The 14,441-nt window shown below is 43.8% G+C and carries 15 protein-coding genes; 13 read left to right on the top strand and 2 right to left on the bottom strand.

All coding sequences use genetic code 11. The annotated features are described in order from the left end of the window. The first annotated feature begins 136 nt into the window (after positions 1 to 136). The 3 genes from PLH26_RS06095 (at position 137) to PLH26_RS06085 (ending at position 2,456) form a co-directional block, all read left to right on the top strand. On the top strand, positions 137 to 1,234 hold the full coding sequence (locus tag PLH26_RS06095; RefSeq protein ID WP_324585110.1) for a mandelate racemase/muconate lactonizing enzyme family protein: 1,098 nt from the start codon (positions 137 to 139) through the stop codon (positions 1,232 to 1,234). A gap of 101 nt (positions 1,235 to 1,335) precedes the next feature. Next, positions 1,336 to 1,905: a hypothetical protein gene (locus PLH26_RS06090; RefSeq protein ID WP_324585109.1), complete on the top strand. Its 570-nt coding sequence runs from the start codon at positions 1,336 to 1,338 to the stop codon at positions 1,903 to 1,905. 152 nt (positions 1,906 to 2,057) lie between these two features. Further along, on the top strand, positions 2,058 to 2,456 hold the full coding sequence (locus PLH26_RS06085; protein ID WP_324585108.1) for a hypothetical protein: 399 nt from the start codon (positions 2,058 to 2,060) through the stop codon (positions 2,454 to 2,456). Between the two features lie 130 nt (positions 2,457 to 2,586). On the opposite strand, the gene PLH26_RS06080 is transcribed toward PLH26_RS06085, so the two are convergent. Beyond that, positions 2,587 to 3,681 carry a trypsin-like peptidase domain-containing protein gene (locus PLH26_RS06080; RefSeq protein WP_324585107.1) on the bottom strand — a complete coding sequence of 365 codons (1,095 nt, stop codon included), beginning with the start codon at positions 3,679 to 3,681 and terminating at the stop codon, positions 2,587 to 2,589. Beyond that, positions 3,678 to 4,247 carry an RNA polymerase sigma factor gene (locus PLH26_RS06075; protein WP_324585106.1) on the bottom strand — a complete coding sequence of 190 codons (570 nt, stop codon included), beginning with the start codon at positions 4,245 to 4,247 and terminating at the stop codon, positions 3,678 to 3,680. The genes PLH26_RS06080 and PLH26_RS06075 overlap by 4 nt, the downstream gene beginning before the upstream one ends. A 139-nt stretch (positions 4,248 to 4,386) precedes the next feature. On the opposite strand from PLH26_RS06075, the gene PLH26_RS06070 reads away from it, so the two are divergent. The 10 genes from PLH26_RS06070 to PLH26_RS06025 form a co-directional block, all read left to right on the top strand. Continuing rightward, complete coding sequence (locus PLH26_RS06070) at positions 4,387 to 4,596, top strand: hypothetical protein (protein WP_324585105.1); 210 nt, start codon at positions 4,387 to 4,389, stop codon at positions 4,594 to 4,596. Between the two features lie 291 nt (positions 4,597 to 4,887). Continuing rightward, positions 4,888 to 5,814: a prephenate dehydratase gene (locus PLH26_RS06065; RefSeq protein ID WP_324585104.1), complete on the top strand. Its 927-nt coding sequence runs from the start codon at positions 4,888 to 4,890 to the stop codon at positions 5,812 to 5,814. A gap of 39 nt (positions 5,815 to 5,853) precedes the next feature. After that, positions 5,854 to 7,032 (top strand): pyridoxal phosphate-dependent aminotransferase, encoded by a 1,179-nt coding sequence (locus PLH26_RS06060; RefSeq protein WP_324585103.1) that lies wholly within the window; start codon positions 5,854 to 5,856, stop codon positions 7,030 to 7,032. A 3-nt stretch (positions 7,033 to 7,035) separates the two neighbouring features. Beyond that, positions 7,036 to 7,884 (top strand): prephenate dehydrogenase, encoded by an 849-nt coding sequence (locus PLH26_RS06055; protein ID WP_324585102.1) that lies wholly within the window; start codon positions 7,036 to 7,038, stop codon positions 7,882 to 7,884. 87 nt (positions 7,885 to 7,971) lie between these two features. Further along, on the top strand, positions 7,972 to 9,648 hold the full coding sequence (locus PLH26_RS06050) for a DEAD/DEAH box helicase (protein WP_324585101.1): 1,677 nt from the start codon (positions 7,972 to 7,974) through the stop codon (positions 9,646 to 9,648). A gap of 50 nt (positions 9,649 to 9,698) precedes the next feature. Next, positions 9,699 to 10,787 (top strand): chorismate mutase, encoded by a 1,089-nt coding sequence (locus tag PLH26_RS06045; RefSeq protein WP_324585100.1) that lies wholly within the window; start codon positions 9,699 to 9,701, stop codon positions 10,785 to 10,787. A 19-nt stretch (positions 10,788 to 10,806) separates the two neighbouring features. Beyond that, positions 10,807 to 11,241, top strand: coding sequence for an IS200/IS605 family transposase (tnpA, locus tag PLH26_RS06040; RefSeq protein WP_324585099.1), 435 nt, complete (start codon positions 10,807 to 10,809; stop codon positions 11,239 to 11,241). A gap of 39 nt (positions 11,242 to 11,280) precedes the next feature. Then, entirely contained in the window at positions 11,281 to 12,300 is a 1,020-nt protein-coding gene (gene aroB, locus PLH26_RS06035; protein WP_324585098.1) for a 3-dehydroquinate synthase, read from the top strand. 3 nt (positions 12,301 to 12,303) lie between these two features. After that, on the top strand, positions 12,304 to 13,605 hold the full coding sequence (gene aroA, locus PLH26_RS06030) for a 3-phosphoshikimate 1-carboxyvinyltransferase (protein WP_324585097.1): 1,302 nt from the start codon (positions 12,304 to 12,306) through the stop codon (positions 13,603 to 13,605). A 51-nt stretch (positions 13,606 to 13,656) separates the two neighbouring features. Further along, positions 13,657 to 14,441: chorismate synthase (locus PLH26_RS06025; RefSeq protein WP_324585096.1), on the top strand; the 785-nt coding region annotated here is incomplete at its 3' end.

Raw genomic sequence — 14,441 nt, 5'->3', positions numbered from 1 at the left:
CTTGATCTTTTTGAATAATTTAAAAAAAATGTCAACCTATTTTAGGCACGCACAATCTGTAAACCACAAACTATAAACCACAAACTACCAAACTGCCTGTTTTGCTTATATTGCAGACTGGCAAAGCCACCTTCATATGAAAATTACCCACACCAGCATTTATAAATTCAGTATTCCCATGCATCCTTTTACCATTGCCACCGGTACGATGCATTTTGCCCAGAATATTTTTATACGAGTGTATACCAGCGGGGGGATCTACGGCGTGGGAGAATGCTCGGCTTTTCCAATGATCGTTGGTGAAACGCAGGCTACCTGCTTTGAAATGGCTAAGGATTTCGCTTTGCTATGGAAAAATAAGGATCCGCTGAATATACCCGAACGCATGAGCGAGTTGCACGCTTATACTGCTTATAACAGTACGGCCAAAAGTGCCTTTGATATGGCGCTGTACGATATAAGCGCCAAAGCCGCAGGCAAGCCCCTGTATGAGTTCCTGGGGGGAAAGAAAAAAAGCATGGAAACAGATCTTACCATTGGTATTGATACCCCCAAAGCCATGGCGGAGAAGGCCGTTGAGCTCAAAAACAGGGGAGTAAGAATAATTAAAGTAAAATTAGGCAGGGAACCGCAGGAAGATATTGAAAGGGTAAAGCGCATCCGCGAAGCCATAGGCGATACCTTACGGTTACGCATAGATGCCAACCAGGGATGGAACAAAAGCCAGGCTCAAACGGCTTTAACTGCACTGAGCCGGTATAATATTGAATTTTGCGAACAGCCCATGCGCAGGCATGACGATCATTTTCTTCCTGAATTAAAGCGTATTTCTCCTGTTCCCATTATGGCCGACGAAAGCGTCTTTGATCATTACGATGCGGAACGGATCATAAAAAGCAACGGTTGCAGCTATATAAATATCAAATTTGCAAAAAGCGGTGGTATCCTCGAAGCTCAAAAAATAAATGAGGTTTGCAGATATCATAATATTCCCTGTATGATGGGGGGCATGCTTGAAAGCCGCATAGCACTTACAGCTTTTGCCCATTTTGCTGCAGCTGCTGCCAATGTAAAGTTTTACGATATGGATACCTGCCTGCTGGGGCACAAGCTTGACCCGGTAACAGGCGGGGTGGCCTATAATAATTTTCATGTGGAGTTGCCGGATGCCATCGGTATAGGCGCCGACGCAGACGAAAGCTTTTTACTGGTCAATGAACATATTACTATTTAATTTATTTACGGTGGTATTTGATTTAAAATTAACTCTTTAAAGAAAATAGTATAATTTGCTGTACCGGTTACAAAACGAATAACCACTGAACCTAATCCATAATGAAAATACCTTTTCTGGTTTGTTTGTTAACAGGCATAGCCCTGACCAATTTAATTGCTCAGGAAATTCCTGCACCAAACGAGAATATAGAGGACAGCATTAAAATATATGTCAAGCCATTTACCAATGTCGTAAATGGCGAGGTCACTTACAAATCGCCTGTTTTTTCTGCTATAGGCACCAATGAAGAAAAGTTAATTATCCAGTTAAACACTACTTCAGCGAAAGACCATATCCAAATCACCTTTTTAGCGAAAGATATACCCTGCAGCAAACAGGGGCAGAGTATTATTGTATTGATGGAAGACGGGCATTCTGCTACCCTTGTAAACGTTTTGCCTTCCAATTGCAGAAATATGCAGGCCGCACTGGTCTTGAGCTCAGAAGCACACTTGCAGGATTTTAGTACCGACCAGTCTGAGATCATGTTCCTGGGATTTCTTAAAACAAGATCTTTCACGCTCAATGATGACGCAAGAACCATTAAGTACAGCATTGATGACCAAAGTGCTGAAAAATTCCGCATAGCGTATAAATGCTTTGAAAAATTTACAGGCATGTGGAACTGAAACACACTGAAAATGCAAATCCCTGATTTCCCACAAACCAGGTAAAGGATCCCTCCGGTTCAAAGCGGCAGGCAACTATTTATTCACAACCGAGGCTGAAAAAAACAACTGGTACGATAATTATGTATATTGTTTAATAAAAGGAGTTTGCCATGGTGAAAATTTTTATTACCCTGCTTATAATGGCAGGTCCTGCAACAGGATTTTGCCAGTCGGGTGCCAAACAGGTGATAAAAGTAGCAGGCGTAAGTTTAGAACAACTGATCAGGGGATTTTTGGATGCAGGCTATTCAATAGAAAAAAGCGAGGCATCCATGAGTGTAATCGTTACGCATCTAAAAGAAGCAAAGAAGGCAAACGTAGCTACGCTTTTAAAAGCAAAAATACAGAATGGTAACCTGCTGTTATCAGGAGAATATATTGTGCCGGGCAAAGATGAAAACCACTCTCCTATCACGGATACCGGCGTTCCCGGAAGCCCCTGCCAGGAATCCTGGGAGATGATGCGCGATTTTGCACAATCCTTTAAAAAGCCATTGGAGATCCGGTAATGCACGGGAGAATGGCTTCGGGCTTATCATCTGTTTCGTTTCAGGATGCAGTGCTGAATTCACTGTTGCGCCCGTATTAACGGCGGGTATCGTCCCTGTTCCCTCTCACCTTTATCCTCTCACTTTCACCTTAATATCCTTTAACCATAAACACACATTCTTCGATCTTCTTCACCTGCTGGGTTCTGGCTGTATTTTTTATAGTAGAAACGGATGGTAGTTTTATGTGAATACCGGTACTGTCTTTTTTGAGGTTATCCACAGCCGTGAAAATGTTTTTTGATTTGATAGCAAATACAACACCTTCCGCACTTGTTTGGCGGGTACTTAATATACCAATCACTTCCCCGTCTTTATTGATAACCGGGCCGCCACTATTTCCGGGGTTGGCAGAAATAGATATCTGGCAGGTAAGCGTATCGCCATTAAACCCTGTTTTTGCGCTCAGGTAACCTTCGCCGTATACAATTTCGTCCCTGGGATAACCTAAAGTAAATATAGGCTCGGCAAGGTCAACAGCCGATTTTTTATTGATGGTATATGGCAGGGCGTTCAAAGGCCTGTAAAGACTATCGCTGATCTTAAGAATAGCAATATCCATGCTGTCATCCGAAAATACAGTTACAGCGCTTAATTCAACCCCGGGCTTGCTTTGCACAGTTATTTTTTCTGCTTTGTTTACCACATGGGCGTTTGTTACCAGGTATCCTTTAGCATCAATTAAAAAACCTGTTCCGCCAAACTTTGCCGGAATACCGGGAATTTCGATTTTGTTTTTTACATCAGTCAATTCGCGGCGGGTATGATTTTGATTCTTTTCCAGAATATCAATCTTTCGTCCCAGGTTTTCTATTTGTGCTTTATCGGTTTTTGGTGTTAACGAGGTGATCACACCGCTTATGATCAAAGCGGTGATCCCCGCTATCGAAGCTGCAACGGCTATTGTTTTTTTAGAACGGTTCCAGAGGTAGATCAATCTATTTCCACCAAACTTCTTTATCTTTCCTTCCGCCATCAATTTATTGTGTATCTCTTCCAAAGAAGAATGATATTGCTTATCCTGCTCAAACCGCTCCATCTGATTGATAAAAAAGTGGTGCTCTACAACCAGCTGGTCAACATCGGGATGGGTTCTGCGTAATTCCTGGAACAATATTTTCTCTTCCTCCGACAATTCTCCCTGGAGGTAACGTTCCACCATTTCAAGTAAACGAATATCATTCATTTGTTACCATTTTTATATTGTGCAAAAAACAGCTTCCGCAATCTTATCAGGCATTTGTATTTCTGGTTCTTTGCATTATCCGAATTGGTATAGCCGAAAGCCTCCGCTATTTCCTGCATATTTTGTTTGTGTATATAATAGGCTTCAAGCAGACTTTTACAGGGTTCGCCTATATTTGCCATGGCATGCTCCATCATCCCAAGCTCACTGTTCCTCTTTTCATGCAACCCCAGATCTTCCTCTACATATACCGTTTCTTCAAGCCCATTGCTTTGCAGCTCATAGCGGCTGTTCTTTTGCAATCGCTTGAGCCATAAACGCTTACTAACAGAATACAAATAGGTTTTGATCTGGCAATTCAATTCAAATACACCCGATTTTGCCTTCTCATACAATACGATCAAAGCTTCCTGGAAAATATCTTTTGCGTCATCCTCCGTACCGTTGTTATTCAGGATCAGGCTTTGAATAACTCCATAATTATCCTTGTATATTGCTTCAATGACGTTTTTATCGTTCACCGACAAGCCCCTGATCAGCTCTTGTTCCTTAATGTTGCTATTCACTAAGCGTATATTAATACTATAATGCTGTGATTGGTAACCCAAAATTGAGCAAAAAATAATTTAAAAAAGGAGGGTTACCTTTTTTTCACTTTCGTATTAAAGATAGATTTCATTATCAAACTATTCAAAAACATTAAGAATGAAAAAGTTACTCGTTATTTTGGCTATAGGCGCTTTTGCTGCCTGCAACAACGCATCTGATTCTGTTGAAGCTTCAGTTGATAGTGTAAAAACTGCTGCCGAAGCAACTATAGACAGCGCACAAAATGCTGCTGAAGCTACTATAGACAGTGCACAGAATGCTGCAGACGCTGCTATTGATGCTGCAAAAGACGCAACCAAGCAATAAGCGATCGAAGTTTTTTATATGGCAAGCAATCGTTGAGGCCACTCCTGTTCAGGGGTGGCATTTTTTAAAAAATTGTGCTCTAAATATTTGTTTGTTTATTTTTAGTGTTACATTTGCTGCGCAATGAATACAACAAAGGCATACGGATTCTTTTATTTTTACTTCTACTTTACAGGCAGACCGGGATCGCTTTTGTTGAAAAATAAGTAAAAACAAAAAATTCAGCATACAGAGTCCCGGTTAAAAGCCGGGATTTTTTTATGACTTTTTGAAAATATATACTTAAAATATATGCGTAATTACAATAATAATGTGTCGCCTGGATCAGCAACTGCTGAAGAAAATCCTGGTATGGCAAATATGGAAGGCATGCCGGAACAATACAGGCCCGTGCTGGTATCCATTCAGGGCTATGAAGGCAGTTTTCACCAGGTAGCGGCACAGCATTTCTTTGGCAATAAAACATCGGTGATCTGTTGCGCTACTTTTGGAGAGGTGATCAAACAGGCAACCAACAAAAAAGGAAGCGATGGCGGTGTTATGGCAATTGAAAATTCCATAGCGGGAAGCATTTTACCCAACTACAACCTGCTGCAAAAAAGCAAGCTTAAGATCATTGGTGAAGTATACCTGCAGATCAAACAAAATCTCTTGGTCAACCCGGGCGTACAACTGGAAGATATCAAAGAAGTTCATTCGCATCCGATGGCTATTCAGCAATGCCTCGAATACCTCGACAGGTACTCGTGGAAGCTCGTTGAAACAGAAGATACGGCATTAAGCGCAAAGCATATTTACCAGCACAAAAGCAGGCATATCGCAGCTATAGCAAGCACACTGGCGGCCAGCTTATATAAGCTGGATGTTATTGCACCCGATATTCATACACTAACGAACAATTATACCCGCTTTTTAATATTGCAGCATGAAGACCTGGCGCAGGTAATTGAAAATGCCAACAAAGCCTCCGTGAATTTTCACACAGACCACTCCAGGGGCAGCTTGGCCAAAGTGCTTACGAAAATAGCTGAAGGCGGGATCAATCTCAGCAAATTGCAGAGCTCTCCTATCCCCGGATCCGATTTCAGGTATTCTTTTTATGCCGATATGGAGTTTGATTCGCTGGGACAGTTTTACCAGGTAATAAAAACGATGAAAGCCCTCACTGAAGATCTGAAGATTTACGGCGTATACCGGAAGGGAAAACATTATTCTTAACAATAACGAACTTACTACCACTTACCACTTACCACTATCATGACAGCAAAACGATTACAAGGTATTGGCGAATATTATTTCTCTCAAAAGCTGAGAGAGATAGATGAATTGAACCGCCAGGGCAGGCAGATCATAAACCTCGGCATTGGCAGTCCGGATATGCCTCCGCATCCGGATGTAATAAAAACACTGCAGGATGAGAGCGCCAAACCCAACGTGCACGCTTACCAGAGTTATAAGGGATCGCCCGTTTTGCGCAAAGCTATTGCAGCATGGTACGATAAGTGGTATGCTGTAACGCTTAGCCCCGATAGGGAAATATTACCGCTGATCGGCAGTAAGGAAGGCATCATGCATATATGCATGACCTATATAAATGAAGGAGACGATGTGTATGTGCCCAATCCCGGGTACCCTACTTACCGGAGCGCTGCAAAGCTGGCAGGAGGGAATATTATAGAATACACACTGGAAGAGAGCAACAACTGGTTGCCCGATTTTGAAATGCTTGAAAAACTGATCGGCAGCTCAAATACAAATCAGCCGACCCGTTTGTTATTCGTCAATTATCCGCATATGCCTACGGGGCAGTTGCCGACCCGATCGTTTTTTGAAACCCTGGTTGCGTTTGCAAAAGCAAACGGGCTACTGATCGTGCACGATAACCCTTATAGTTTTATTTTGAACGACCGCCCCGCAAGCCTTTTGAGTGTAGATGGCGCCAGAGAAGTGGCTGTGGAACTGAATTCATTAAGCAAATCGCAGAATATGGCCGGCTGGCGGGTGGGCATGCTATGCGGTGCGGGCGAAAGGATTGATGAAATATTGCGTTTTAAAAGCAATATGGACAGCGGTATGTTTTTACCGGTACAACTGGCGGCCGCAAAAGCCCTGATGCTGGGCGGCGACTGGTACAACAGCATTAATGCAATGTACAAAAAGCGGAGAGAAAAGGTATTTGCCCTGCTGCAGTTGCTTGATTGCTCTTTTTCACCTGAGCAGGCAGGTATGTTTGTGTGGGCTAAAATCCCCGGAACCTACAAAGATGGCTACGCGTTAAGCGATGAGGTATTGTATACTTCTAACGTATTTATAACGCCAGGCGGCATCTTTGGAAGTGCAGGCAGGCATTATGTACGGGTGAGCTTGTGTTGCCCGGAGCAAAAAATAGAGGAAAGTATAAGCAGGATCAAAACATCATTGAAAGGAAAAAAATAATCAATGTTCAATACCATTACCATTGTAGGCGTAGGCCTCATCAGCGGTTCATTCAGCATTACCTTAAAAGAGAAAGGACTGGTAAAACATGTAATTGGCGTTAGCCGTACGGCAAACAGTATAAAGAAAGCGCTGGAATTAAGTATTATTGACGAAGCGCTCCCTTTGGAAGAAGCCGTAAAAAAAAGCGATCTTGTTTATGTTGCTATTCCGGTAGACGCTACTATCCCGATGATGCAGAAAATAATGGACCTGATCACCGAAAAGCAAATTGTAGCAGATGCAGGCTCCACCAAGCAGGCGCTCTGCGAAGCCTTGGCCGATCATCCCATGAGAAGCCGTTTTGTTGCCACCCATCCCATGTGGGGAACAGAATACAGTGGGCCGGAAGCAGCCATTCCGGATGCATTTGCAGGACGCACCTGTGTGATTTGTGAAAAAGAAAAAAGCAATAAAGATGCTGTTGATACCATTGAAAAAGTATATCAGCTGCTTGGAATGCGCGTTACTTATATGAATGCAGATGCGCATGATATGCATGCTGCTTATGTAAGTCACATTTCTCATATCACTTCATTTGCGCTGGCCAATACGGTGCTGGAAAAGGAAAAAGAGGAGAATGCCATTTTTGAGCTGGCAGGGGGTGGATTTGAAAGCACGGTACGGCTTGCTAAAAGCAATCCCGCTATGTGGCTTCCCATTTTCAGGCAAAATCGCGAACATGTGCTCGATGTACTCAATGAGCATATTACGCAGTTAAGAAAATTTAAAAGTTGCATCGAAAAAGAAAACTATGCCTATTTACAGGAGCTGATGGAGAATGCCAATAAAATAAATCGTATAATCAGTTAATATTAGGCTCACTCAGCCCACAAAATGGCAAATATTAAACAGAATCAGGGAAATCGTGTTTATCTTTGCGAAAATTTTTTTTAATATATGATGACATTTGAAGCGTTGGGTTTAGACGGGAGATTGGTACAGGCTACCGATGCTTTGGGATTTAAACAGCCAACCCCTATACAGGAAAAAGCGATTCCTGTTTTGCTGAGCGGCACCATGGATTTGGTGGGGTTGGCACAAACAGGCACGGGAAAAACAGCGGCTTTTGGCTTGCCGTTGCTGCAATTGATAGATGCCAAAGATAAATATCCGCAGGCACTGGTGGTTTGTCCTACCAGGGAATTGTGCCTGCAGATCGTAAATGAAATAGAGCTCTTCAAAAAATTCATCCCGGGCATGCATGTGGTGGCCGTGTATGGGGGAACTTCTATTGGCGCACAGATCAGGGAGCTCAAAAGAGGAATACAGATTGTAGTAGCCACGCCCGGAAGGCTGATCGACTTAATTGAGCGCAAAGCAATAAACCTCGGGCAAATTAAATATGTAGTGCTGGATGAAGCAGATGAAATGCTGAACATGGGTTTCCAGGATGACATTGAATTTATTTTGCAGAACACACCCATGCGTGAGAGCACATGGCTGTTCAGCGCAACCATGCCCCCCGAAATACGGCGTGTAAGTAAAAAATACATGCAGCAGCCTGTGGAAATAACGGTGGGTAAAATGAATACTGCCAATAAAAATGTTGATCACCAGTACTATGTAACCAGTGCCATGCATCGTTACGAAGCATTGAAGCGGTTAATTGATTTTAACCCCGGCATTTATGGCATCATCTTTACCAGGACCAAAGCAGACGCACAAACAATAGCCGAAAAGCTTACCAGGGAAGGTTACGATATTGATGCCTTGCATGGCGATCTTACACAGCAGCAAAGAGACAAGGTGATGGGTGAGTTCAGGGATAAAGCACTCCAGCTTTTAATAGCAACCGACGTGGCTGCAAGGGGTATTGATGTGCAGGGCATAACCCACGTTATCAATTATGAGCTACCCGATGATGTGGAAGTATACACGCATCGCAGCGGTCGTACAGGGCGCGCGGGCAATACCGGCATTTGCATGTCTGTTATACACAGCCGCGAAATGGGCAAGATCAGGCAAATTGAAAGAATGGTACAGGTTCCGTTTCACAAGCTGGAAATACCTGCGGGAAAAGATGTTTGCCGCAAACAGTTCTATCATTTTATGGATAACCTGCTTCAACTGGATATAGACAATGATAGCTATGAGCCATACATACCCATGCTGGAAGAGAAGTTTTCGGGCGTGAGCAAGGAAGAGGTACTGAAGAGATTGGCTGCACATGAATTTAAACGGTTCCTGAAGTATTATGAAAATGCAGAAGACCTGAACGTAAGAGAAAGAACCCGCGAATACCGCGAAAGAGATTCCAGGACATTTGCGGGAAGAAGGGATATTAACCGCAGGTACGATACACGCAGGCGTGAATTTGGCGGTAATGGCGGAGATTACACCAAATTGTTTGTAAACCTTGGCACCAGGGATGGATTTTACAAAGCAAGCTTCCTGCAATTTATTCTGGACATGAGTGATTTAAAGAAGGATTCCCTGGGCAGGATTGACATGAAGGAAATGAACAGCTGGATAGAGGTAGATAAAAGATCTGCCGGTCAGATGATCCGGTCTATCGACGGGAAAAAATACAAAGGAAGAAGCATAAGAATGAATGATGCCGACCAAAGAAGATAACCTGGGCAATAACTATATAATCCAATTTGTAACAAATAAAACATTACTATATGCAAGCGGTTGAAACCAGTACAAAAGCTGCAGTATTGGAAAAATTGAATAAAAAACCATTGATCATTTCCGGGCCCTGCAGCGCAGAAACCGAAGCGCAGGTGCTGGAAACAGCACAACGCCTGGCCAATACCGGAAAAGTAGATATGCTTCGGGCCGGCATATGGAAGCCCCGTACCCGCCCCGGGAGTTTTGAAGGGATCGGCACAAAAGGTTTACCCTGGCTACAGCAGGCCAAAAAAATAACCGGCTTGCCCACAACAGTAGAGGTAGCTACAGGCAGGCAGGCGCAGGATGCATTGCATTTTGAAATAGACATGCTTTGGATAGGGGCGCGTACAACGGTCAATCCTTTCAGTGTGCAGGAAGTAGCGGATGCGCTGCGCGGCGCAGATGTTCCCGTATTCATCAAAAATCCCATCAATCCCGATCTCGAATTATGGACCGGTGCGGTAGAGCGTATAGCCAAAGCCGGTATAAAAACCATAGGATTGATCCATCGCGGCTTCAGCGCATATGGCAACACAGAATACCGCAATGCCCCCATGTGGCACCTGGCCATAGAAATGAAAAGGCGCAATCCCGAACTGAAAATGATCAACGATCCTTCGCACATTTGCGGCCGCAGAGATATCCTGATGGAGGTAGCGCAAAAAGCCATTAACCTTGATTTCGACGGGTTGATGATTGAAACTCATATTGATCCGGATAAGGCATGGAGCGATGCCAAACAGCAGGTTACCCCCGAAAAACTGGCCGAAATGCTGGGTGCCATTACCTGGAGAAAGGAAGATGTAAATTCGGAGGAGGTTCATGCTGCACTGGAAAAACTCCGCCAGCAGATCAATCACCTGGATGATGAGATGATGCAGATACTAAGCCAGCGCATGAACCTGGCCGAGAAAATAGGGCAGTACAAAAAAGATAATGACATTACGATCTTACAAACCTCCAGGTGGAATGAAATTCTTGAAAGAGCATTTAAAAGAGGTGAGAAGATTGGTTTAAGCAATGAATTCATTACCAAGTATTTTGATGCCATACATATGGAGTCTATCAATCATCAAAATAAGATCATGAACTCCTGAACCATTCCGCATCAATAATATGCAGGGCAGCATTAATACTTTTATTTATATCCACGCCATGTGGTGTACTGCCGGCAGGCAGCCTTCACTTACCGGCGTGGTAAGAAAAGTATTATTTTCCTATATTAAAAAAAATGCAGAAGAAAAGGGTATACAGGTAATGACCGTAAACGGCGCGGGGGAACATGTTCATTGCCTCTTTAAGCTGATGCCGGTTCAATCTGTTTCCGAGATCATAAAGCAACTCAAAACGGAATCTGCGGGTTGGCTGAATGACAATAAATTCCTCCTTCATACTTTTGAATGGGAAGCTATTTATTCCGCGTGGTCTGTTAGCCCTTCCACTATTGATAAGGCTATAGAATATATTAATAAACAGGAAGAATATCACCTGTCAAAGACCCTTGATGAGGAACTGGCTGCATTTGATAAGATGGTCATTCAAATAACTTAACCCGGGTTATCCGGCCCTCTTTAATTCAATAATAATTAAATGGATCCCGTAAAATATACATTCAGCAACGCTTCTACACATTGCTATTTTGATGCCGCTTTTTCTCAATTGAAAAAAATTGTGGATCCCGCATCGGCCATTATTGTTACCGATGAAAATGTTTACAGCGGCCATATCAAAAAATTCAGGAACTGGAATACCATTGTTTTAAAGCCGGGAGAAGCATTTAAAGTGCAGGCAACCGTTGATACGGTAATTGAACAAATGATCGCGCTGCAGGCCGACAGGAAAACTACACTTATTGGCGTTGGCGGAGGAGTGATCACAGACATTACGGGATATGCCGCTTCTATATATATGCGCGGTATCCCGTTTGGCTTTGTGCCAACATCGGTATTGAGCATGGTAGACGCAAGCATCGGCGGAAAAAACGGGATTGATGTTGGCATATATAAAAACATGGTAGGTGTTATACGCCAACCCGCTTTTTTGCTGCATGACCCTTCTTTTTTGCAAACCCTGCCACAACACGAATGGGAGAACGGGTTTGCGGAGATCATCAAACATGCCTGCATAAAAGATGCCGCTATGTTCAGGGAACTGGAAGGCAATACGCTAAAAACATACCAGAACAAAAAGCAGGCAATGCGTACCCTCATTCAGCGCAATGCCGTGATCAAAATTAAAGTGGTGCAAAAAGATGAATTTGAAAAAGCCGGCAGAAAGTTGCTGAACTTTGGCCATACCCTCGGGCACGCTTTGGAAAACCAGTACGAATTGTCGCATGGACAGGCAATTTCCATTGGCATGACCTATGCCTGTCATATTTCGGCACAACTGAGAGGATTCAGGGATACGGAAAAAGTGGTGAAATTATTAGAGCAGTACGGACTTCCCACTTACGCTTCATTTAATAAAAAGAAAGCTGTTGATGTATTGAAAATGGACAAAAAAAGGGAAAGGAAAGAAATGAATTATATATTACTGGATAAGATAGGCAGGGCAGCTATCCAGTTAATACCTTTACAGCAACTGGAAAAAATAATATCAGCGTTATAAATTATGATCGTCATTATCCAACCTTCCCGGTTATCAGATACTATTCCTGCACCTGCATCCAAAAGCTCTATGCAGCGGGCCTGTGCTGCGGCTTTGATATCAAAAGATAAAAGTGTTATTTATAATCCCGGTCACTCCAACGATGATAAAGCTGCGCTGCAGGTAGTTGCCGCATTGGGAGCCAGGGTCAATCAGCTCAGTGACGGTTCAATAGAAACAGACAGCACCGGCGTGGATTTATCTTCACCGGATATAGCCCGGTCTTCAGCAGCAGTAAATTGCGGTGAAAGCGGGCTTGGCATACGAATGTTTGCACCCATCATTGCATTGAGCAAACAACCGGTTACCATCCGGGGCGAAGGAAGCTTGCTTTCACGTCCCATGGATTTTTTTGATGAAATACTACCGCGCCTCAACGTTACGGTCAGCTCAAACAGCGGCAGGTTGCCCATTACGCTTTCGGGCCCTCTGGAACCCCGGGATATTGAAATTGACGGTTCCTTAAGCTCCCAGTTTTTAACGGGCCTGCTCATGGCATATGCTGCTGCAGATGCTAAAGATGTTACCATAACCGTGAACAATTTAAAAAGTAAGCCTTATATTGATCTCACATTAAAAGTGATGCAGGCCTTTGGACTGAATGTACCCCGCAATAAAAATCACGAAGCATTCTATTTTGAAGCACCCGTTCCGGAACATGCAGCATCACAAACACGACGCTATACTGTAGAAGGAGACTGGAGCGGGGGAGCATTTTTGCTGGTAGCAGGAGCTATTGCAGGGAATATAACAGTATCCGGGCTTGATCCCGACTCTCCACAGGCCGATAAAAAGATCCTGGCAGCATTGCAGGATGCCGGCGCCGGCATGGAAATCAATAGCAAAAGGATTAAATTATTCCCGGGTAAATTAAAAGCATTTACGTTTGATGCAACCGACTGCCCTGATCTTTTTCCTCCACTGGTAGCGCTGGCAGCATATTGCAGCGGGTTAACCACCATAAAAGGGGTAAGCAGGCTGGCCCATAAGGAAAGCAACAGGGGATTGACCCTGCAGGAAGAATTTGCTAAAATGGGACTGACCATAGGCCTGGAGAAGGATACAATGTTAATACAGGGTGGAAAAGGACTAAAAGGGGCAATCGTGCATTCACGCCATGATCATCGCATTGCCATGGCCTGTGCAGTGGCGGCCCTGCAGGCAGAAGGAGAAACAACGATAGAGGAAGCAGAAGCGATAAACAAATCGTACCCCGATTTTTATAATGACCTGTCAACACTGGGCGCCGGAATAAAAATAAAGTAGCAAACAATACATATTTAGTAATCAATCTATTAGCTTTAAGCAAAATCGCGTATGAATTCTTTTGGGCGACTTTTTCGTGTACATATCTTTGGCGAATCGCATGGCGAAAGTGTGGGTATTACCATTGATGGCTGCCCGGCCGGTTTACCATTGAAAGTTGATGACTTCTTGAAAGATATTGAAAGAAGGAAAGGAGGCACGCAAAAAGGAACAACTCCAAGGCAGGAATCGGATCTGCCTATTTTTAAAAGCGGTATTTTTAATGATACAACAACAGGTGCACCAGTTACCATACTGTTTGAAAATAACAACACCCGCTCAGGAGATTATCAAAAACAAAGAGCGGTACCGCGGCCGGGGCATGCTGATTTTGTAGCCAGCCAAAAATATGGAGGATTTGAAGACTACAGGGGTGGCGGCCATTTCAGCGGGCGCCTCACGGTAGCTTTGGTAGCTGCCGGAGTAATAGCAAAAAAATTACTGCAACAGTCCGCTCCAACACACGGGCATACGGGTATCTCTGTAGCCGCATCCATTCTTGAAATTGGCGGCGAAACAGATCTTGAGAAAGGACTTCAGAAAGCCATTGACGCTAAGGATAGTATCGGCGGCATGGTAGAATGCAGAGTGAACGGCTTACCTGCCAGCCTGGGTGAACCTTTTTTTGACTCCGCAGAGTCGTTGCTGAGCCACGCTGTTTTTGCCATACCCGCTATACGCGGAATTGAATTCGGAACAGGCTTTGCCGCTGCCAGGATGTTTGGCAGCGAGCATAACGACGCTATCACCGATATGAACGGCACAACGCTTACCAACCATGCAGGCGGGATAACAGG

Origin of the sequence: Agriterribacter sp., from assembly GCF_035444585.1 — a bacterium.
Classification (GTDB): domain Bacteria; phylum Bacteroidota; class Bacteroidia; order Chitinophagales; family Chitinophagaceae; genus Agriterribacter.
The sequence above is the reverse complement of the archived record's forward strand: the minus strand, read 5'-3'. Positions and strand labels throughout refer to the sequence as shown.

Coding starts and splice junctions, on each gene's coding strand:
- PLH26_RS06055 (WP_324585102.1), top strand. CDS start 7,036: ATGTTCAATACCATTACCATTGTAGGCGTAGGCCTCATCAGCGGTTCA.
- PLH26_RS06065 (WP_324585104.1), top strand. CDS start 4,888: ATGCGTAATTACAATAATAATGTGTCGCCTGGATCAGCAACTGCTGAA.
- PLH26_RS06070 (WP_324585105.1), top strand. CDS start 4,387: ATGAAAAAGTTACTCGTTATTTTGGCTATAGGCGCTTTTGCTGCCTGC.
- PLH26_RS06060 (WP_324585103.1), top strand. CDS start 5,854: ATGACAGCAAAACGATTACAAGGTATTGGCGAATATTATTTCTCTCAA.
- PLH26_RS06050 (WP_324585101.1), top strand. CDS start 7,972: ATGATGACATTTGAAGCGTTGGGTTTAGACGGGAGATTGGTACAGGCT.
- aroB (WP_324585098.1), top strand. CDS start 11,281: ATGGATCCCGTAAAATATACATTCAGCAACGCTTCTACACATTGCTAT.
- aroA (WP_324585097.1), top strand. CDS start 12,304: ATGATCGTCATTATCCAACCTTCCCGGTTATCAGATACTATTCCTGCA.
- PLH26_RS06090 (WP_324585109.1), top strand. CDS start 1,336: ATGAAAATACCTTTTCTGGTTTGTTTGTTAACAGGCATAGCCCTGACC.
- PLH26_RS06085 (WP_324585108.1), top strand. CDS start 2,058: ATGGTGAAAATTTTTATTACCCTGCTTATAATGGCAGGTCCTGCAACA.
- PLH26_RS06095 (WP_324585110.1), top strand. CDS start 137: ATGAAAATTACCCACACCAGCATTTATAAATTCAGTATTCCCATGCAT.
- PLH26_RS06080 (WP_324585107.1), bottom strand. CDS start 3,681: ATGAATGATATTCGTTTACTTGAAATGGTGGAACGTTACCTCCAGGGA.
- PLH26_RS06045 (WP_324585100.1), top strand. CDS start 9,699: ATGCAAGCGGTTGAAACCAGTACAAAAGCTGCAGTATTGGAAAAATTG.
- tnpA (WP_324585099.1), top strand. CDS start 10,807: ATGCAGGGCAGCATTAATACTTTTATTTATATCCACGCCATGTGGTGT.